Here is a 17,616-nt window from a genome sequence, read left to right as displayed (position 1 = left end):
GCCTTCGGGCGCCGTTTTTCATTTTCCTATTGCAGATAAAACTTATCCACGATAAAAAATATCCATGAATTGGAGATCAACACAATGAAGCTGGGCGAGGGCGTCGAGGCGGCCATCCACTGCGCCGCAATGCTGGCCGGCGTCGAGGGCGAAGCGACCATGCCGGGCGCCGCGCTGGCGGAGGCCTTTGGCCTGTCGCCGAGCTATCTCCTGAAGCATCTCAACATGCTGAGCGCGGCGCTCATCCTGGAATCGGTGCCGGGACCGGCCGGCGGCTACCGGCTGGCGAGGCCAGCCGAGCGCATAACCTTGCTCGATATCGTGCTGGCGGTCGAAGGGCGTGAACCGGCCTTCCGTTGCGGCGAAATCCGCCGCAACGGCGCGGCCAGGCTTGATGTCTCAGCCTATGTCAAACCCTGCGGCATCAATACCGCGATGCTGAAGGCCGAGAAGGCCTACCGCACCGCACTCGCCGAGGCAAAGCTGTCCGACATCGTGGCGGAATACGTGACCGATGCCGATCCGCGTTCGGTTGCTGCCGGCTGCGCCTTCGTGGCGCGCCATCAGCGGCCGCAGAAATCTAGTTCATCCAAGCAAGCGTAAAGGACATCAAGATGAAACAGAGGCTGCAATTTTTCGCCAAGGCGCCGGAGATCATGAAGGCGGTGTCGGCGCTCAACAAGGCGGTCGACGAATGCGGGCTCGAGGTGAGCCTGCTGCACCTGATCAAACTCAGGGCATCGCAGATCAACGGCTGCTCGTTTTGCGTCGAGATGCACAGCCGCGAGGCCAGGCGCGACGGCGAGACCGAGCAACGGCTCTATCTGGTTTCGGCCTGGAAGGAATCGCCGCTGTTTTCGGAGCGTGAGCGCGCCGCCTTCGCCTGGACCGAGGCCGTCACGCTGATCGCTGACAACGGCGTGTCGGACGAACTCTATGCCAAGACGCTCGAGCATTTTTCGGAAGAGGAACTGGTCAAGTTGTCGGTCGCGCTCGGCATGATCAACACCTGGAACCGGCTGTGCATCCCGTTCCACGCCATCCATCCAGTGGCGACGGTCAAAGCTGCCTGATTGACAGGTTTTGTCTTGGAGCGCCGTCGAGGAGGCTGCGCTCCAACTGTTTTTGAAAGGGAGAGCTTGATGCCTGTCGATTTGCCTTCGACCTTGTTGTTTGTCGGCCGTTTGTTGCTCGGCGGCGCCTTCGTCTGCGCCGGCCTGCGCAACATCCAGAACGCGGCCTTCCTGACCCAGCTGATGGCCGCGCGCGGCGTGCCGCAGGCGCGGTCGGCGCTATGGGCCGGCATTGTCCTGCAGATCATTGCCGGCACCTTGGTGATAGCAGGCCTCCGGATGGCAATTGCCTCTACGGTGCTGGTGCTGTTCCTGATCGTCGCCACGCCGATGTTCCACAATTTCTGGGATCATCAGGGCCCGGATCGGGCGTCACGCATCAACGGCTTCGTCGGCAATGTCGCACTGGGCGGTGGTTTTCTGACGCTGATCGCGCAGTCTGTTTAGGCGAAGAGCAAGCCGATCGGGTTTTCCGCGCGGACGATCGAGGGATCACGAGGATGGCAGGCGGCGGCGCTGTTTGACTTCGGCACTGGACGCTCTAACCTGCGCCGGCGGCTTCTTGTCAAGGAGTGGCCATGTCAGTCGTCTATCGACCTGCCAACGCGCAAGATCTGAAACGAGCTGACGAGCTTGTCGTTGCCAGCATCAACGATTTGACCGAGCGCCATGGCTTTGGCCCCATGGCTGTGCCGCGCCCGACCAATTTTCAACTGTTTTCCTTGAACGATGACGCTGCTGGCTTGTGGGTGGCGGAAGACGCCGGTGAAATGCTCGGCTTTGCCTGCAGTTGGGTCTGCGGCGATTTGTGGTTTCTCGCGCAGCTGTTCGTGTCTACCGGACATAAGGGCAGCGGGATCGGCAACGGACTGCTGAAACGAACTCTGGAGCATGCGCGGCAATCGGGAGCGACCAGCAAGGCGTTGATCACCTTCAGCTTCAACACCGTGTCGCAAGGTCTCTACATCAGGCACGGACTGTTCCCGCGATTTCCGATCTACAATCTCAGCGTCGCCCAGGATGTCTTGAAAGGTCGATTGAAGGCCGGGCCGTTCCGCAGCGTGCCTCTGAAGGAAACAGCTTTGCACATGCATAGCCTTGCCCGCATTGACAACCGAGCCTTGGGCGTATCGCGCGAAAAGCACCATCGGTATTTGATCAACGACGAGCAGACCAGGGGTGTCGTTCTCTATGCCGGGGAGGACTGCGTCGACTACGTCTACATAGGCACCAACGGCCACATCGGGCCACTTGCGGTCACGCAGCCCGATCAGCTTGACGCTGCCTTCAGGACGGCACTGAATCTCGCCGCGGAGATTGGTTCTTCGCAGGTGTCGGCGTTTTTGCCTGGCACAACGCAAACAGCTCTGAGCACCGCCGTCGAGCATGGGATGCGCATCACGCTTCCCATGGTTCTGATGTCGACGCGGGATCTTGGCGATTGGTCTCAGTATCTGCCCCGCAATCCTGGTTTCATGTGATCGCAGCCACTGCTTGCGTAGCATGGCATTCGACCCGCAGCCTCTCGTCGCCTCCGACGGCATCGATCTTAAATCGGAACCAATCGAGCCGTTGATGCATTTGGCACCTATATGCCGAGCATCCCGGGATGAAATATGAAAATTGCCCATGTCGCGCCGCTCTATGAATCGGTGCCGCCCAGGCTTTATGGCGGCACCGAACGCATCGTCTCGTACCTGACCGAAGCGCTGGTGGACCTTGGCCATGAGGTGACGCTGTTTGCCAGTGGCGACAGCCAGACCTCCGCAAAGCTGGTCGCCGGCCGGGAATGCGCGCTTCGCCTTGATCCGCGTGCGCTCAAATCCGAGATCGCGGCGCATCTTTCGATGCTTGCCGAGGTGCGGAAACGGGCGCAAGAGTTTGACGTCATCCACTTCCATCTCAGCCACTTCCTGCACTTTTCCTTCTTCGAGGACATCGCGGAGCGGACGGTGACGACGCCGCATGGCAGGCTGGACTATGTCGACCTGGCGCCGGCATATGAGCGTTTCCCGCGCTTTCCGATGATTTCCATTTCGCACAGCCAGAAGACAGGCCTTGCCGGGGCCAACTGGCTGGCAACGATCCACCACGGACTGCCCACCGGTATCTACGAACCGACGTTCGAGACCAAGGCGCAAGAACCCTATCTTGCCTTCCTCGGCCGGTTGTCACGCGACAAGCGCCCGGATCGCGCCATCGAGATCGCCTTGCGCTCGGGGCTCAAGCTGAAGCTCGCGGCCAAGATCGGCGACGACGACCGAGCCTATTTCCACGAAGTGGTCGAGCCTTTCATCGACGGCGATCGCATCGACTATGTCGGCGAAATCGAGGAGGACCAAAAGGCGGAATTTCTCGGCAACGCGGCGGGCCTGCTGTTCCCGATCGACTGGCCGGAGCCGTTCGGCCTTGCCGCCATCGAGGCAATGGCCTGCGGCACGCCGGTGATCGCCTGGAATTGCGGCGCGCTGCCCGAGATCATCGATCAAGGTGTGACCGGCTTTATCGCGGATTCGATGGATGGCGCGGTCGCCGCGGTGCCGGACTTACTGAAGCTCGACAGGCGAAAGGTGAGGGGCGTCTTCGAAAAGCGGTTTTCCGCCAGAAGAATGGCCGGCGACTATTTGGCCGCCTATGCGCGCCTGATCGGTGTTCCGGCGGAAGCGAAGGCGTCGTGAGCAGCGCGCTTGAGCGGCAGAACGAAACGACAGGGATTTGTGACGAATGGCCCAACTCGATGAACGCCAGCTCGATCCGGCCGTCGCGCTTGCCTCGCTCGACGCGACCGCGCCTCGTGAGCCGCACCGCCTGTTTGCGCTCAAGCAGGGTGATTGCTTTGTGGTTGCCGATGCCTATGGCGATATACGCGGCGCCGGTGACGGTTTCTTCCGCGACGACACACGGGTGCTCTCGGAGTTCCGGCTGACCGTCGGCGGCAGGCAGACATCGCTGCTTGGCGCTTCGCTCAGCCAGGACAATGTCTTGTTCACCACCAACCTGACCAATCTGCCAATGCTCAGCGCCAGCGGCCGCGATATTCCGCAGGGAGCCATTCATGTCGAACGCGTCCGGTTGCTCTGGCAGGACAGGCTGTTCGAACGCATCACCCTTTCCAACTACAGTCGGGAAACGTCGACGATCGGCGTTTCCCTGCACTTTGCCGCCGATTTCCGTGACATGTTCGAAGTGCGCGGCTCGACACGGCTGCGGCGCGGCATGACCCATTTGGCTGAGATGGATGCGACATCCGTCCTGCTGCGCTACGATGGCTTGGACGGACTGGCGCGCGCATCGGCGATCTCGTTCTCGCAGGCGCCCGATCAACTGACAGCCGACCGCGCCGATTTCCTGCTCGCGGTGACCAAGCGCACTAGCAAGGTTCTCTATGTCGAGGTCGGTTCCGAGGTGGCGGATGCGCCCGATCGCGACCGTTTCCGCGCCGCCGCCGCCCGGGCTCGCTTTGGCATGCGGGCCAAGCGGCGCCATGGCGCGACGGTGCATAGTTCGGGTCGCGTCTTCAACGATTGGGTCGAGCGCGCCCGCGCCGATGTCGCGCTGCTGACCACCGAGCTTGCGACCGGACCTTATCCGTATGCGGGCATCCCTTGGTTCTCGACGGCGTTCGGCCGTGACGGCGTCATCTCGGCACTGCAGATGCTCTGGCTCAATCCCGGCCTGGCACGGGGCGTTCTGGCCTTCCTGGCCCAGCACCAGGCCACGGAGACATCGCCGTTCAGCGATTCGCAGCCGGGCAAGATCATGCACGAGACCCGCAAGGGCGAGATGGCGGCTCTGCGGGAGCTTCCGTTCGGCCGCTACTATGGCGGCGTTGATACGACGCCGCTCTACATCCATCTCGCCTGTGCCTATGCCGATCGTACCGGCGATATGGCGTTCATCGACAGCCTGTGGCCGTCGCTGTGCGCGGCGGCCGAATGGACGGAGGAGGCGGGCCGCGAGACCGGGTTCGTGACCTACCAGCGGGCTGCCGAGTCCGGCCTCGCCAACCAGGGCTGGAAAGACAGCTTCGATTCCGTGTTTCATGCCGATGGCCGCATCCCCAAGGGTCCGATCGCGCTGGTCGAGGTGCAAGGCTACGTCTTTGCAGCCTTCCGGGGGCTGGCAGCACTTGCCCATCGTCGTGGCGAGGACGAGAGAGCCGATCACTGGGACAGCCTCGCCGAGGCCATGCGCGTGGCGGTGGAACGCGATTTCTGGCTCGACGATCTCGGCTTCTATGCTCTGGCGATCGACGGTGCCGGCGAACCCTGCAAGGTGCGGACCTCGAATGCGGGCCATCTCCTCCTTGTCGGGCTTCCGGAGCCGGCGCGGGCGCAGATGGTCGCCGATCAGCTTCTTTCCGCCTCCTTCCATTCCGGCTGGGGGCTGAGAACGCTTGCCGACGATGCCGTGTTCTTCAATCCGATGTCGTACCACAATGGCTCGATCTGGCCGCATGACACCGCCATGTGCGGTGCCGGCCTGGCGCGCTATGGCGAGCGTGACAGCGTTGTCCGCCTGATGAGCGGCACGTTCGAATCCGCGGTCCATTTCAACATGCGGTTGCCCGAATTATTCTGCGGTTTTACCCGCGCGCCGGGCGAAGCGCCGATCGCCTATCCCGTCGCTTGCCTGCCGCAAGCGTGGTCGGCGGGGTCGGCCTTCATGCTGATGCAGGCCTGCCTCGGCCTGGAAATCGATGGCTGGGACGGCGAAATCCGCGTCACCCGTCCGAGGTTGCCGATCGGCATCGACACACTCACGCTGCGGCATCTGGGCGTCGGCGAAAGGGTGGTCGATCTCACGTTCCAGCGCGTCGGCGACCGGGTCGTCGCCTTCCTCGCCGACCGGCATGAAGGCCTGGTGCCGCTCATCGTCAGAACATGATCCGAGCCAGTTTGGCTGGAACCGATCGCCGCCTTGTGCGTTGCAAAATACAGGTTCGGACGGCGACCAGGTCGCCGCGGACAGTTTCAAATCGGAAACACGAACAAAAAGGCCGCCGAACGGCCTGAGGTGAGTTGGCATTCCAATGACAGATTATGGTGCGGGCCTGCTGTGGGTCTTGATCCTGGCGAGCTTCGGTCTTTCCGCTCTTGCCGTTTTCTTCTCCATTTCGCGGCAACGCCGCAGTCACCCGCCAACGGTAGCACATCCGGCCGGCGAGGACGTGACCGCGGAAGCGGCGCGCAAGATCATACGGGAGTTCGAAAAGAACGGCCAATCGGCCGATGCCGCACTGGTGACATGGTCGCCCGAGACCTTGCGCAAGATCCTGGCCGACGATCTGCCCGAAGCGCAGGTCATCGTGGTCTCCAACCGCGAACCGTACATCCACAACGTCAGCGGCAATGGCGTGGAACTGCTTGTGCCGGCCAGCGGGCTGGTTTCGGCGCTTGAGCCGATCACGCGCGCCTGCGCCGGAACCTGGATCGCCTATGGCGGCGGCACAGCAGACCGTCTCATGGTCGACAAGGACGACCGGGTACAGGTGCCGCCCGGCAATCCGTCCTACACGCTGCGCCGGGTCTGGCTGACGGAGGAAGAGCATCAGGGCTACTATCTCGGCTTCGCCAATGAGGGCCTGTGGCCGCTTTGCCATATCGCTTTCACCCGGCCGATCTTTCGCGCTTCGGACTGGGAGGCCTATGAAGCCGTCAACCGGAAGTTCGCCGACACGGTGGTGGCCGAAGCACGCAACGAGCGGCCGATCGTGCTGGTCCAGGACTACCACTTCGCGTTGCTGCCGCGGATGATCCGCGAGCGCCTGCCCGAGGCGATCGTCATCACCTTCTGGCACATCCCGTGGCCGAACTCGGAAGTGTACAGCATCTGTCCATGGCGCGAGCGCATCCTCGAGGGGCTGCTCGGCAGCTCGATCATTGGTTTCCACACCCAGTTCCATGCCAACAATTTCACCGAGAGCGTCGATCGCTTCCTGGAAAGCCGCATCGAGCGGGCGGATGCGGCCATCTCCTATGGCGGGCAGACGACGCTGGTGCACGCCTATCCCATCTCGATAGAGTGGCCGGCGGACCTCCTGGCAAGATTGCCCGATGTCGATGACTGCCGCGCCCGCCTGCGCGACAGGTTCGGGCTGAAAGCGGATGTGAAGCTTGGCGTCGGCGTCGAGCGTCTCGACTACACCAAGGGCATTCTTGATCGGTTTCAGGCGCTCGACGAATTGTTCAAGCGATACCCGGAATGGATCGGAAAACTGGTTTTCCTGCAGATCGCTGCACCCAGCCGCGGCACGCTCCCGGCTTACAAACTGCTCCACGACGAATGTCACCGCTACGCCGAAGAGCTCAACGAGCGCTACGGCAGCGACGGCTACAAGCCGGTGATCATGGTGGCAGAACATCACACTCAGGAACAGGTCTACGAGATCTATCGCGCCTCCGACATATGCATGGTCACCAGCCTGCATGACGGCATGAATCTGGTCGCAAAGGAATTCGTTGCGGCGCGCGACGACGAACAGGGCGTCTTGATGCTCAGCACGTTCGCCGGTGCCTCGCGCGAATTGCTGGAGGCGCTGATCGTCAACCCCTATGACGCCGCCATGATGAGCGAGACACTGCTGCAGGCGCTGACCATGACGCCCGACGAACAGCGCGAGCGCATGCGGCCGATGCGGCAGATGGTCCGCGACAACAATGTCTATCGCTGGGCCGGCAGCATGCTTCTGGATGCGGCGCGGTTGCGCAAGCGCGGTGACCTCGATCGGGCAACCGGTACTGCCGAGAGGCAACCTCCAAGCATCGACAATGTCGTTTCCATGTTCGAGCGCAAACGGGTGGCAATGTGATGAGCGAGACCTTGGAAAATGTGAGCGATACCCTGCAAAAGCCACAGGCCGTGCTGACCGGCGAATGGGCGTTGTTCCTCGATATCGACGGCACTCTGCTTGAGCATGCGGAACACCCGGACGCGGTCTCGGTGAGCGACGAGCTTCGCTCCTTGCTGCAAGGCCTGGATCAAAAGCTGAACGGGGCATTGGCCGTTATTACAGGCCGCTCCGTTGCGGCCGTGGACGAGCTGTTTCACCCTTTGAAACTGCGTGCGGCCGGGCTCTATGGCCTGGAACACAGGCTGCTGCCGGACGACGACGTGGAAGTCGCGGGAGAGCCGGCGGATATTGCTGCTCTTGCCGTCGAGATCGAGGCTGAACTCGGCCGTGGGCAGGCCTATATCGAGCGCAAAGGCCGGGTACTCGCCATCCACACGCGCGCTGCCCCGCATCTGCTTCCGCGCGCGACGCAGCTTGTCGAGCAGGCGCTGGCCAGCCTGCCCGAGGGCTACCGGGTGGTTGCCGGCAATGCAGGCGTGGAGCTGCTGCCGCTCGAGGCAGCCAAGGGTGCTGCGATCCGGCGGTTCATGGGCATGGCGCCCTTCACAGGCCGCCGCCCGGTCTTCCTGGGCGACGACACGCCGGACGAAAACGGCTTCGAAGCCGTCAACGATGCCGGCGGCATATCGATACGGGTCAAACCACCCGCGCATACCACCGCGCGGTTCGGCCTTGCCGGCGTTACCGAAACGCTCGCCTGGCTGAGAGGCCAACTTTAGGTCCAGCCGAGACACGAAACCGCGGCCACTTTGGGCGATGTGGATCAAGCCGCAAATCGCAGGCCGCCGTCGCAAGTCAGCACCTGACCGGTCATGAAGCCGTTGGAGACGAGAAAGGCGATGGCGTCGGCAACGTCCTCGGCGCGGCCGATACGGCCGACCGGGGTCTTGCCGGCATATTCGGCAAAGATCGCTTGCCGCTGCTCCTCGGCCAGAAAATCCCACCAGGGCGTGTCGATGACGCCAGGCGCCACGACATTGACCCGCAGCGGCCTCAGCTCCACGGCCAGGATCGGCACCACCGTCAAAAGCATGCCGTTGATGGCTGCGATGCCGGCGACGCCCGGCGTCGCGAGCTGAGCCGAGACTGCCGAGATGAAGGTGGCCGATCCGCTCTTGTTCAGCGTCGGCAGGGCGGCCTGCAGGCATGACAGTTGCGGGCGGACTTTCTCGTCGACGCCGCTGCCGATATCGGTCAGGTCAAGCGTCTGGAAGGGACCAAGGCCCTTGCCGCCGCTGGCAGCCAGGACCAGGTGGTCGAAGGGGCCGAGGCGTTCGAAGAACTGGCTGACTTCGTCCGGTTTCGAGGCATCGAACGCAGCCTTCTCGACGGCCCCGCCGAGGCTCTTCCACGCGCCGTTGAGCCTATCCTGGTTGCGCCCGGTGATGGTCACCTTCATGCCGGGGCCAATCAGTTTGCGCGCCGTCGCCAGGCCGATGCCGGACGAGCCGCCGATGACGACGGTGTGCTGGATTGTCGTGGTCATGAATGCTGTTCCTTCGATGTTGGGGAGGCGAGGCCGACGAGGTCGAGGCTCAAGGCTCGCAACTGTTGTCTTGCCTTGGCGTCGTAGGCCTGGGCGTCGGCGCGGGATTCCCGCAGGCCGTCGAAATAGAGGCCGCTGCGTCCATCCAGCGCCGATGAGGTCGCGAGGTTGAGGATGGCGTCGGCACCGGTTTCGACCGAACTCCATGGCGTGACGCCTGCCTGGCGGACCATGGTGGTGTTCATGTAGCTGGCCGGATGCAGCGCGTTGACGGTAACGCCTGTCCCTTTCAGCTCCTGCGCAAGGTCGACGGTGAATAGGATCTGCGCCAGCTTGCTCTGGCAGTAGGCGCGCACGCCGTCGTAGCCACGGGTCAGCATGACATCGCCGAAGTCGATCGCCTGTTGTCCCGCCGAGGCGACGTTGACGATCCGTGCCGGAGCGCTTGCCTTGAGCATCGGCAGAAGTTCCGAGGTCAGTAGGAAACCGGCGAGATAGTTGACGGCAAAGCGCAGCTCATAGCCGTCGGCGCTGACTTGCCGTTTGGCACCTTGGCCGGCTGTGCCGATGCCGGCATTGTTGATGAGGATATCGAGCCGGTCCGTCCTGGCGCGCACGGCTTCGGCGAGGCGGCGCACCTCGGCTAGCGAGGAGAGGTCGGCGACCAGCAGTTCGGCCTTGCCGCCGGCGGCTTCGATGTCGGCGATTGCTGCCTTGCCGCGCGTAGCATCGCGGCCATGCACCAGCACGCGGGCGCCGGCAGCGCCGAGCCTTTGCGCCACCACGCGGCCGACGCCGTCGGTCGACCCCGTGACGAGGATTGTCTTGTCTTTGAGTTCCATGTTCAGAGCCTCCGTTCTGTTGCTCTGAACGGAAGATGCGACAGCCGGCGCGCGTCAAACAGTTCAAACTTTATCCTGGTATCAATACTGCTATATTAGCCTCATGGAATCCCAACCTCACTCTGCCCTCACTCGCTCTGCTCCCACGCACTCCGCCGAAGACAGCCGCCGGCGCGAGCTGGGCGCTTTCCTACGCTCGCGCCGCGAAAGGCTGACCCCATCGGCCACAGGCATTGCCACCGGCCTCAGACGGCGCACGCCTGGGCTGCGGCGCGAGGAGGTGGCGATGATCGCCGGCGTCGGCACCACCTGGTACACATGGCTGGAGCAGGGGCGGGAGGTCAGGCCCTCGGTCGAGGTGCTGACGGCGCTTGCCGAGGCGCTGCGCCTCGACGCCGCCGAAAAACAGCATCTGTTCATCCTCGCCGGCCGTCAGCAGCCGGAGCGTCGCGCCGTGGCGCCGGAAAAGGTCGACGGCCCCTTGCTGCACATGCTGCAAAGCCTGGTGCTGCAGCCGGCCTATGTCGTCGGTCGGCGCTGGGATGTGCTGGCCTGGAACCCGGCGGCGGTGGCGGTGTTCGGCGATTATGGTCTGCTAGAGGGTGATGCCCGCAACATCGTCCACATGGTGTTCACCAATCCGCACCACCGGCGGCTGCTGGTCGACTGGGAGCAACTGGCGCGCATCGTGCTGGCCTCGTTCCGGGCCGCAAGCGCCAGATATGTCGGCGATCCGGATTTCGAGCGGCTGATCGAATTGATGACGCGCTCGAGCCCGGAGTTTCGCGCCTGGTGGCCGCAGCGCGACGTGGCGCACCGATTGTCGGGGGTGAAGCATGTCCGGCACCCGAGCGCTGGCGGCATGACGTTCGAGCATATGAGCTTGTCGGTGGGCGACGGCTCCGACATGAAGCTGATCGTCTACACGCCGCTTGCCGAACAGAACTCGGTCGCCAAGCTGCAAACGTTGCTGGACGCACTGCCGGCCGAACGGCGCAGCGCCTGATAACCGCCGAAAGTTAGTTTTTCGGCTTCAGCCCGTCGAGGAACAATTGCTCCAGAAAACGGGCGGCATCCTCGAAACGGCCATCGCCGCCGCGGTCGGGGCCGAGCACGGCGCGGACCTGGACGTCGAAATCGGCATAGTGCTGCGTCGTTGCCCAGATCGAGAAGATCAGGTGCCAGGGGTCGGTCCTGGCGATCTTGCCGGCGCGCATCCAGCTCTTGATGACGGCGGCCTTTTCATCGACCAGCGTTTTCAGGTCACCCGCCAGCAGCGGCATAATGCGCGGCGCCCCTTGCAGGATTTCGTTGGCGAACAGCCGGCTCTCGCGTGGAAAATCGCGTGCCATTTCGAGCTTGCGCCTGATATAGTTGCGCAATTCGGTCATAGGATCGCCGATGTCGTCCAACTCGCGCAGCGGTGCCAGCCAGGTGTCGAGCAGGCGCTGCATCAGCGTCGCGTGGATGTCTTCCTTGCGGCGAAAATAGTAAAGCAGGTTCGGCTTCGACATGCCGGCGGCTTCGGCGATCTGGTCGATGGTCGAGCCGCGAAAGCCGTTGGTGGAGAAAACCTCGAGCGCCGCCTCCAGGATGAGTTCGCGCTTTTCCTGCTGGATGCGGGTGCGGCGAGGGGCGTCCGTGCTGGTGGTCACCGTTGCCAGCCCTCGCTTTGCCAAACCTCGCGTTCAAGGTCATCTGGACCAATTCTCTGGACCAGTTTTTCCTTGGCCTGTGGAACGCACTTCAGGTGCCGCATTTCCGCTAGTAATCCCTTGACCGCCGACAGGGCGGTGCTAACGTTTGTCCAATCGGTCAAAAATTTGCGTAGCACGAAATCGCAACGAAGACCAAGCGTTGGGCGCACCGAAACAAGTTACAAGGGGAAGTCTTGGTCATGTCCAACCGGCTGAAAGTCACGCCGAACGATCTCAGTGCATTCTGGATGCCGTTCACGGCAAACCGGCAGTTCAAGCAGGCACCACGCATGATGGTGTCCGCCAAGGACATGCATTACACCACCAGCGATGGCCGCAAGGTGCTGGACGGCACCGCGGGTCTGTGGTGCGTCAACGCCGGCCACTGCCGGCCGAAGATCACCGAGGCCATCCAGCATCAGGCCGCCGAGCTCGACTACGCGCCGGCCTTCCAGATGGGCCATCCGATCGTCTTCGAACTGGCCAACCGCCTGGTCGACCTCGCGCCCAAGGGCATGGACCATGTCTTCTTCACCAATTCCGGCTCGGAATCGGTCGAAACGGCGCTCAAGATGGCGATCGCCTATCACCGCGCCAAGGGCGAGGGCTCGCGCACCCGTCTGATCGGCCGCGAGCGCGGCTATCACGGCGTCAATTTCGGCGGCATTTCGGTCGGCGGCATCGTCTCCAATCGCAAGATGTTCGGCACGCTGCTCGGCGGCGTCGACCACATGGCGCACACGCATCTGCCCGAAAAGAACGCCTTCACCAAAGGCGTGCCGGAGCATGGCGCGGAACTGGCCAACGAGCTGGAGCGCATCGTCGCCCTGCATGACGCCTCGACCATCGCCGCCGTCATTGTCGAGCCGGTCGCCGGTTCCACCGGTGTCATCCTGCCGCCCAAGGGCTATCTGCAGAAGCTGCGCGAAATCTGCACCAAGCACGGCATCCTTTTGATCTTCGACGAGGTCATCACCGGCTTCGGCCGTCTCGGCACGCCGTTCGCCGCCGACTATTTCGGCGTCACGCCCGACATCATGACCACCGCCAAGGGCGTCTCCAACGGCGTCATCCCAATGGGCGCGGTGTTCGTGAAGAAGGAAATCCACGACGCCTTCATGACAGGCCCCGAGCACATGATCGAGTTTTTCCACGGCTACACCTATTCGGGCAATCCGATCGCCTGCGCCGCGGCCTTGGGCACGCTCGATACCTACAAGGAAGAGGGCCTACTGACCCGGGGCGAGGAGCTGGCGCCCTATTGGGAAGACGCGCTGCATTCGCTCAACGGCGAGCCGAACGTCATCGATATCAGAAACATCGGCCTGATCGGCGCGATCGAGCTGGCGCCGATAGCCGGCCAGCCGACCAAGCGGGCCTTCTCGGCCTTCGTCAAGGCGTTCGAGCGCGGCGCGCTGATCCGCACCACCGGCGACATCATCGCGCTGTCGCCGCCGCTGATCATCACCAAGGGCCAGATCAACGAATTGATCGACCACGTGCGCGATGTTCTGCGCTCGATAGACTAATCTGCTTTTACCTGGACGGGTGGCGACGGGAACCGCCGCCCGCCCAGGACATAAAATGAGAGGACTTGGAATGGCCGCACCCGGCGAGAATCTACGAATCAATTCAGACCGTTTGTGGGATTCGATAATGGAGATGGCGAAGATCGGCCCCGGCATTGCCGGCGGCAACAATCGCCAGACTGTGACCGACGAAGACGGCGAGGGCCGGCACCTGTTCAAGCGCTGGTGTGATGCGGCCGGGCTCGAAATGGGCGTCGACGAGATGGGCACGATGTTTGCCCGCCGCGAAGGCGCCGATCCAAGCCTGCCGCCTGTCTATGTCGGCAGCCATCTCGATACGCAGCCGACCGGCGGCAAATATGACGGCGTGCTCGGTGTGCTGGGCGGGCTCGAAGTGGTGCGCTCGCTCAACGATCTCGGCATCAAGACCAAACATCCGATCGTCGTCACCAACTGGACGAATGAGGAAGGCGCACGCTTTGCCCCGGCAATGATGGCATCGGGCGTGTTTGCCGGTGTGCTCGACCAGGCCGATGTCTATGAGCATGTCGACAAGCAAGGCAAGAAATTCGGCGAGGAGCTTGAACGCATCGGCTGGAAGGGCACCGAGAAGGTCGGCGACCGCAAGATCCATGCCTTCTTCGAACTGCATATCGAGCAGGGACCGATCCTCGAGGACGAGGGCATCGACATCGGTGTCGTCACCCACGGGCAAGGTTTGAAGTGGCTGCAGGTGACGCTGACCGGCAAGGAGGCGCATACCGGCTCGACGCCGATGCCGAAGCGCCGCAATGCAGGGCTCGGCATGGCGCGTGTGATCGAACTGGTGCACGAGATCGCTATGGACTACCAGCCCGACGCCGTCGGCGCGGTCGGCCATATGGAGGTGTTTCCCAACTCGCGCAACATCATCGCCGGCCGCACCGTCTTCACCATCGACATCCGTTCGCCCGAAAAGGAGGTGCTGGATGCGATGGACGGCCGCATCCGCGAAGGCATCGACACGATCTGCGAGGCGCTCGACATCCAGTACAAGATCGAGCAAGTGGGCGCTTTCGACCCGGTCACCTTCGACGCCGGCTGCGTCAAGGCGATCCGCGATGCCGCCGAACGCCTCGGCTATTCCCACCGCAACATCGTCTCCGGCGCCGGCCATGATGCCTGCTGGATTAACCGCGTTGCGCCGACCGCAATGGTGATGTGCCCCTGCGTCGACGGGCTCAGCCACAACGAGGCCGAGGATATCACGAAGGAATGGGCGTCGGCCGGTGCCGACGTGCTCTTCCACGCCGTGGTGGAGACGGCAGTCATCGTGGAGTGAGCTTACAAATCCGCATTCCAAACGCCGCTCGCAAAGAAGCGCGAAGAGAACAAGGGAACAAGACAATGACCAAAGTCATCAAGAACGGCACCATCGTCACCGCCGATCGCACGTGGAAGGCCGATGTGCTGGTCAAGCACGGCAAGATCGTCGCCATCGGTTCGGACCTGCATGGCGACCACGAATTCGATGCCACCGGCTGCTATGTCATGCCGGGCGGCATCGATCCGCATACCCATCTCGAAATGCCGTTCATGGGCACCTATTCGGCCGATGATTTCGAATCCGGCACGCGCGCGGCGCTCGCCGGCGGCACCACGATGGTTGTCGATTTCTGCCTGCCGGCGCCGCAGCAGTCGCTGCTGGAAGCCTTGCAGATGTGGGACAACAAAACCTCGAAAGCATCCTGCGACTATTCCTTCCACATGGCGATCACCTGGTGGGGCAAGCAGGTGTTCGACGAGATGGCCACCGTCGTCGACAAGGGCATCACGTCGTTCAAGCATTTCATGGCCTACAAGGGCGCGCTGATGGTCGACGACGACGAGATGTATGCGTCGTTCCAGCGCTGCGCCGACCTTGGCGCGCTGCCGCTGGTGCATGCCGAGAATGGCGATGTGGTTGCAGCCCTGTCGCAGAAGTTGCTAGCCGCCGGCAACAATGGCCCCGAGGGTCATGCCTATTCGCGGCCGCCGGAAGTGGAAGGCGAGGCAACTAACCGCGCCATCATGATCGCCGACATGGCGGGCGTGCCGCTCTATGTCGTGCATGTCTCCTGCGAGCAGAGCCACGAGGCGATCCGCCGGGCGCGGCAGAAGGGCATGCGGGTGTTCGGCGAGCCGCTGATCCAGCACCTGACGCTCGATGAGAGCGAGTATTTCAACAAGGACTGGGACCATGCGGCGCGCCGCGTCATGAGCCCGCCTTTCCGCAACAAATTGCACCAGGATTCGCTGTGGGCCGGCCTGCAGGCGGGATCGCTGCAGGTGGTGGCGACGGACCACTGCGCTTTCACGACGAAGCAGAAACGCAATGGCGTCGGCGATTTTACCAAGATCCCGAACGGCACCGGTGGGCTTGAGGACCGTATGCCGGTGCTTTGGACCACCGGCGTCAACACGGGCCGGCTGACGATGAACGAGTTCGTCGCCGTGACCTCGACCAACATCGCCAAGATCCTCAACATGTACCCGAAGAAGGGCGCCATCGTCGAAGGGGCGGATGCCGACATCGTCGTCTGGGATCCGAAGCGCAAGAAGAAGATCTCGTCGAAGAAGCAGCAATCTGTCATCGACTACAATGTCTTCGAAGGGTTCGAGGTGACCGGCCTGCCGCGCTTCGTGTTCTCGCGCGGCGAATTGTCAATCCAGGAGGCTGAGATCAAGGCCAAGCCGGGGCACGGCGAGTTCGTGGCCCGCGAGCCGAACGCGGCGGTCAACCGGGCGCTGTCGACGTGGAAGGAAATTTCCGCGCCGCGCAAGGTCGAACGCACCGGCATCCCGGCGACCGGGGTTTGAGCTTGGAGCGCTCGGTCGCGCTCATCTCGTTGGTCCTGGCGGCAGTTGTCGCTGGCCCGGCAGCAGCGAGCGGCGTGCTCGCCGGCTCCTGGGGCAACGATGTCGGCTGCGCCGGCGTCAAGGCCGGCTATCAGGACAGCGATGCCTATATCGTGCTGACCGCCGAGGGCATCGAGACCTATGGCAGCGGCTGCCGGTTCCCGCAGCGATTGACGCCGGTGCTGGGTGCCCAATCGCTGACTTCGACCTGTTCCGCCGAGGGCGAGGCGGGGACGACGATCGAAACAATTGTGGTCACCAACAAGGGGGAGGATGGTTTCTTCGTCACCATTCCCGGCCTTGAAGAGATGGGGCCGCTGCAATCATGTTCGTGACATGGGGCGTTGGCATGCGCGTTTTTGGTCTGTCTGTTGCGATGGCGCTCGTGCTGGCTGCCGGTCAGGCTTCGGCAAAGGGCATCGATCTGTCCAAGCCCTACGGCAACAAGTCCGGCTGCATCAACAAGAACGGCCAGGAAGTCTATGCCGAGGACATGCTGCTGCTAACAGACACGGATCTGGTCACCGTGGCAAGCGCCTGCACCTTTACCGACAAGCAGGCGAAATCGGACGGTTCTCTGGTCATCAAGGCGCAATGCGAGGCCGAAGGCGAGGATGGGCAGTCGCCGGCAGAGTTCACCGTCAAGAAAAGCCCCAAGAGCGCCAAGAAGCTGGTGATCACCGATACGGACGGCAATGTCATGGGGGAAGTCTCCCGGTGCCGATGACGATCACGTTCCCATCGGCTTCAAGCGACCAGCGCATCCAGTTCCGGCAGCAGGACGACGCTTTCCTGTTCGTTGGGATCGGTGCGGGCAATGACGGCGGAAGACGGTGCGCCGCTGAGATTGGCCGGCAGATGCGGCACGCCGGCCGGAATGTAGAAGAGGTCGCCGGCCTTGACGACGATATGGTGCTCCAGCCGGTCGCCGTACCAGGTATGGACCTCGCCGGAGAGCACATAGATCGCCGTTTCATGGCTCTCGTGCATGTGCGCCTTGGCGCGGGCGCCGGGCGGCATGGTCAGCATATGCATACAGATCCCGGAGGAGCCGACGGTTTCAGCGGCGATGCCGGCGAAATAGGTCAATCCCTGCTTGCCTTCATAAGTGGTTTCAGGGCGGATAAGATGACAAGTGGGCGACATCGGGGAAACTCCGGGCGTCGATTGAGTGGGACAAAATTAGTGGGACTGCGGCCAATGGGACAGGGGCGAGTGGAAAACAACATCGCGATAAAAGCAATCGGATTCCAGCCGGC

Annotated in this window: 18 protein-coding genes; 14 read left to right on the top strand and 4 right to left on the bottom strand. The window is 62.8% G+C overall.

All coding sequences use genetic code 11. From position 1 onward, the window contains the following. Positions 1-84: 84 nt before the first annotated feature. From HNQ71_RS23330 to otsB, 8 genes are all read left to right on the top strand, one after another. On the top strand, positions 85-603 hold the full coding sequence (locus HNQ71_RS23330) for an RrF2 family transcriptional regulator (protein ID WP_184874986.1): 519 nt from the start codon (positions 85-87) through the stop codon (positions 601-603). Positions 604-614: 11 nt separating this feature from the next. Then, positions 615-1,073 (top strand): carboxymuconolactone decarboxylase family protein, encoded by a 459-nt coding sequence (locus HNQ71_RS23325; protein ID WP_184874985.1) that lies wholly within the window; start codon positions 615-617, stop codon positions 1,071-1,073. 69 nt (positions 1,074-1,142) lie between these two features. Beyond that, positions 1,143-1,520 carry a DoxX family protein gene (locus HNQ71_RS23320; protein WP_184874984.1) on the top strand — a complete coding sequence of 126 codons (378 nt, stop codon included), beginning with the start codon at positions 1,143-1,145 and terminating at the stop codon, positions 1,518-1,520. A 131-nt stretch (positions 1,521-1,651) separates the two neighbouring features. Next, complete coding sequence (locus HNQ71_RS23315; RefSeq protein WP_184874983.1) at positions 1,652-2,554, top strand: GNAT family N-acetyltransferase; 903 nt, start codon at positions 1,652-1,654, stop codon at positions 2,552-2,554. 135 nt (positions 2,555-2,689) lie between these two features. Then, positions 2,690-3,751: a glycosyltransferase family 4 protein gene (locus HNQ71_RS23310; RefSeq protein ID WP_184874982.1), complete on the top strand. Its 1,062-nt coding sequence runs from the start codon at positions 2,690-2,692 to the stop codon at positions 3,749-3,751. 46 nt (positions 3,752-3,797) lie between these two features. Then, complete coding sequence (locus HNQ71_RS23305) at positions 3,798-5,960, top strand: amylo-alpha-1,6-glucosidase (protein WP_184874981.1); 2,163 nt, start codon at positions 3,798-3,800, stop codon at positions 5,958-5,960. Between the two features lie 145 nt (positions 5,961-6,105). Then, positions 6,106-7,884: an alpha,alpha-trehalose-phosphate synthase (UDP-forming) gene (locus tag HNQ71_RS23300; protein ID WP_184874980.1), complete on the top strand. Its 1,779-nt coding sequence runs from the start codon at positions 6,106-6,108 to the stop codon at positions 7,882-7,884. Continuing rightward, entirely contained in the window at positions 7,884-8,645 is a 762-nt protein-coding gene (gene otsB, locus HNQ71_RS23295) for a trehalose-phosphatase (RefSeq protein WP_184875570.1), read from the top strand. Before HNQ71_RS23300 ends, otsB begins: the two co-directional genes overlap by 1 nt. A gap of 44 nt (positions 8,646-8,689) precedes the next feature. Here the strand turns inward: otsB and HNQ71_RS23290 are convergent, their stop codons facing one another. Next, the gene (locus HNQ71_RS23290; protein ID WP_184874979.1) at positions 8,690-9,412 is read right to left on the bottom strand and encodes an SDR family oxidoreductase; all 723 of its coding nucleotides are present in this window, start codon (positions 9,410-9,412) and stop codon (positions 8,690-8,692) included. Then, positions 9,409-10,254 carry an SDR family oxidoreductase gene (locus HNQ71_RS23285; protein WP_184874978.1) on the bottom strand — a complete coding sequence of 282 codons (846 nt, stop codon included), beginning with the start codon at positions 10,252-10,254 and terminating at the stop codon, positions 9,409-9,411. Before HNQ71_RS23285 ends, HNQ71_RS23290 begins: the two co-directional genes overlap by 4 nt. Positions 10,255-10,357: 103 nt before the next feature. Between HNQ71_RS23285 and HNQ71_RS23280 the strand changes: the two genes are divergently transcribed. Then, on the top strand, positions 10,358-11,260 hold the full coding sequence (locus HNQ71_RS23280; protein WP_184874977.1) for a helix-turn-helix transcriptional regulator: 903 nt from the start codon (positions 10,358-10,360) through the stop codon (positions 11,258-11,260). 13 nt (positions 11,261-11,273) lie between these two features. On the opposite strand, the gene HNQ71_RS23275 is transcribed toward HNQ71_RS23280, so the two are convergent. Further along, entirely contained in the window at positions 11,274-11,909 is a 636-nt protein-coding gene (locus tag HNQ71_RS23275) for a TetR family transcriptional regulator C-terminal domain-containing protein (protein ID WP_184874976.1), read from the bottom strand. A gap of 242 nt (positions 11,910-12,151) precedes the next feature. On the opposite strand from HNQ71_RS23275, the gene aptA reads away from it, so the two are divergent. The 5 genes from aptA to HNQ71_RS23250 all read left to right on the top strand — a co-directional run bounded on the left by aptA (position 12,152) and on the right by HNQ71_RS23250 (position 17,084). Beyond that, entirely contained in the window at positions 12,152-13,480 is a 1,329-nt protein-coding gene (gene aptA / locus HNQ71_RS23270; RefSeq protein ID WP_184874975.1) for an omega-aminotransferase AptA, read from the top strand. A 70-nt stretch (positions 13,481-13,550) separates the two neighbouring features. After that, positions 13,551-14,801: a Zn-dependent hydrolase gene (locus tag HNQ71_RS23265; protein ID WP_184875568.1), complete on the top strand. Its 1,251-nt coding sequence runs from the start codon at positions 13,551-13,553 to the stop codon at positions 14,799-14,801. Between the two features lie 65 nt (positions 14,802-14,866). Beyond that, positions 14,867-16,318, top strand: coding sequence for a dihydropyrimidinase (hydA, locus tag HNQ71_RS23260; RefSeq protein ID WP_184874974.1), 1,452 nt, complete (start codon positions 14,867-14,869; stop codon positions 16,316-16,318). A 2-nt stretch (positions 16,319-16,320) separates the two neighbouring features. Further along, entirely contained in the window at positions 16,321-16,692 is a 372-nt protein-coding gene (locus tag HNQ71_RS23255) for a hypothetical protein (protein WP_184874973.1), read from the top strand. A gap of 14 nt (positions 16,693-16,706) precedes the next feature. Continuing rightward, positions 16,707-17,084: a hypothetical protein gene (locus HNQ71_RS23250; protein ID WP_184874972.1), complete on the top strand. Its 378-nt coding sequence runs from the start codon at positions 16,707-16,709 to the stop codon at positions 17,082-17,084. 20 nt (positions 17,085-17,104) lie between these two features. Here HNQ71_RS23250 and HNQ71_RS23245 read toward each other — a convergent pair whose 3' ends face one another. Further along, on the bottom strand, positions 17,105-17,503 hold the full coding sequence (locus tag HNQ71_RS23245; protein ID WP_184874971.1) for a cupin domain-containing protein: 399 nt from the start codon (positions 17,501-17,503) through the stop codon (positions 17,105-17,107). Between the last annotated feature and the right edge of the window lie 113 nt (positions 17,504-17,616).

This window comes from Mesorhizobium sangaii (assembly GCF_014207355.1).
In the GTDB taxonomy this organism is placed as follows: domain Bacteria; phylum Pseudomonadota; class Alphaproteobacteria; order Rhizobiales; family Rhizobiaceae; genus Mesorhizobium; species Mesorhizobium sangaii.
The sequence above is the reverse complement of the archived record's forward strand: the minus strand, read 5'-3'. Positions and strand labels throughout refer to the sequence as shown.

Bases quoted from the DNA above. Each gene is read 5' to 3' on its own strand.
- HNQ71_RS23330 (WP_184874986.1), top strand. From the start codon at position 85: ATGAAGCTGGGCGAGGGCGTCGAGGCGGCCATCCACTGCGCCGCAATG.
- HNQ71_RS23325 (WP_184874985.1), top strand. From the start codon at position 615: ATGAAACAGAGGCTGCAATTTTTCGCCAAGGCGCCGGAGATCATGAAG.
- HNQ71_RS23320 (WP_184874984.1), top strand. From the start codon at position 1,143: ATGCCTGTCGATTTGCCTTCGACCTTGTTGTTTGTCGGCCGTTTGTTG.
- HNQ71_RS23315 (WP_184874983.1), top strand. From the start codon at position 1,652: ATGTCAGTCGTCTATCGACCTGCCAACGCGCAAGATCTGAAACGAGCT.
- HNQ71_RS23310 (WP_184874982.1), top strand. From the start codon at position 2,690: ATGAAAATTGCCCATGTCGCGCCGCTCTATGAATCGGTGCCGCCCAGG.
- HNQ71_RS23305 (WP_184874981.1), top strand. From the start codon at position 3,798: ATGGCCCAACTCGATGAACGCCAGCTCGATCCGGCCGTCGCGCTTGCC.
- HNQ71_RS23300 (WP_184874980.1), top strand. From the start codon at position 6,106: ATGACAGATTATGGTGCGGGCCTGCTGTGGGTCTTGATCCTGGCGAGC.
- otsB (WP_184875570.1), top strand. From the start codon at position 7,884: ATGAGCGAGACCTTGGAAAATGTGAGCGATACCCTGCAAAAGCCACAG.
- HNQ71_RS23290 (WP_184874979.1), bottom strand. From the start codon at position 9,412: ATGACCACGACAATCCAGCACACCGTCGTCATCGGCGGCTCGTCCGGC.
- HNQ71_RS23285 (WP_184874978.1), bottom strand. From the start codon at position 10,254: ATGGAACTCAAAGACAAGACAATCCTCGTCACGGGGTCGACCGACGGC.
- HNQ71_RS23280 (WP_184874977.1), top strand. From the start codon at position 10,358: ATGGAATCCCAACCTCACTCTGCCCTCACTCGCTCTGCTCCCACGCAC.
- aptA (WP_184874975.1), top strand. From the start codon at position 12,152: ATGTCCAACCGGCTGAAAGTCACGCCGAACGATCTCAGTGCATTCTGG.
- HNQ71_RS23265 (WP_184875568.1), top strand. From the start codon at position 13,551: ATGGCCGCACCCGGCGAGAATCTACGAATCAATTCAGACCGTTTGTGG.
- hydA (WP_184874974.1), top strand. From the start codon at position 14,867: ATGACCAAAGTCATCAAGAACGGCACCATCGTCACCGCCGATCGCACG.
- HNQ71_RS23250 (WP_184874972.1), top strand. From the start codon at position 16,707: ATGCGCGTTTTTGGTCTGTCTGTTGCGATGGCGCTCGTGCTGGCTGCC.
- HNQ71_RS23245 (WP_184874971.1), bottom strand. From the start codon at position 17,503: ATGTCGCCCACTTGTCATCTTATCCGCCCTGAAACCACTTATGAAGGC.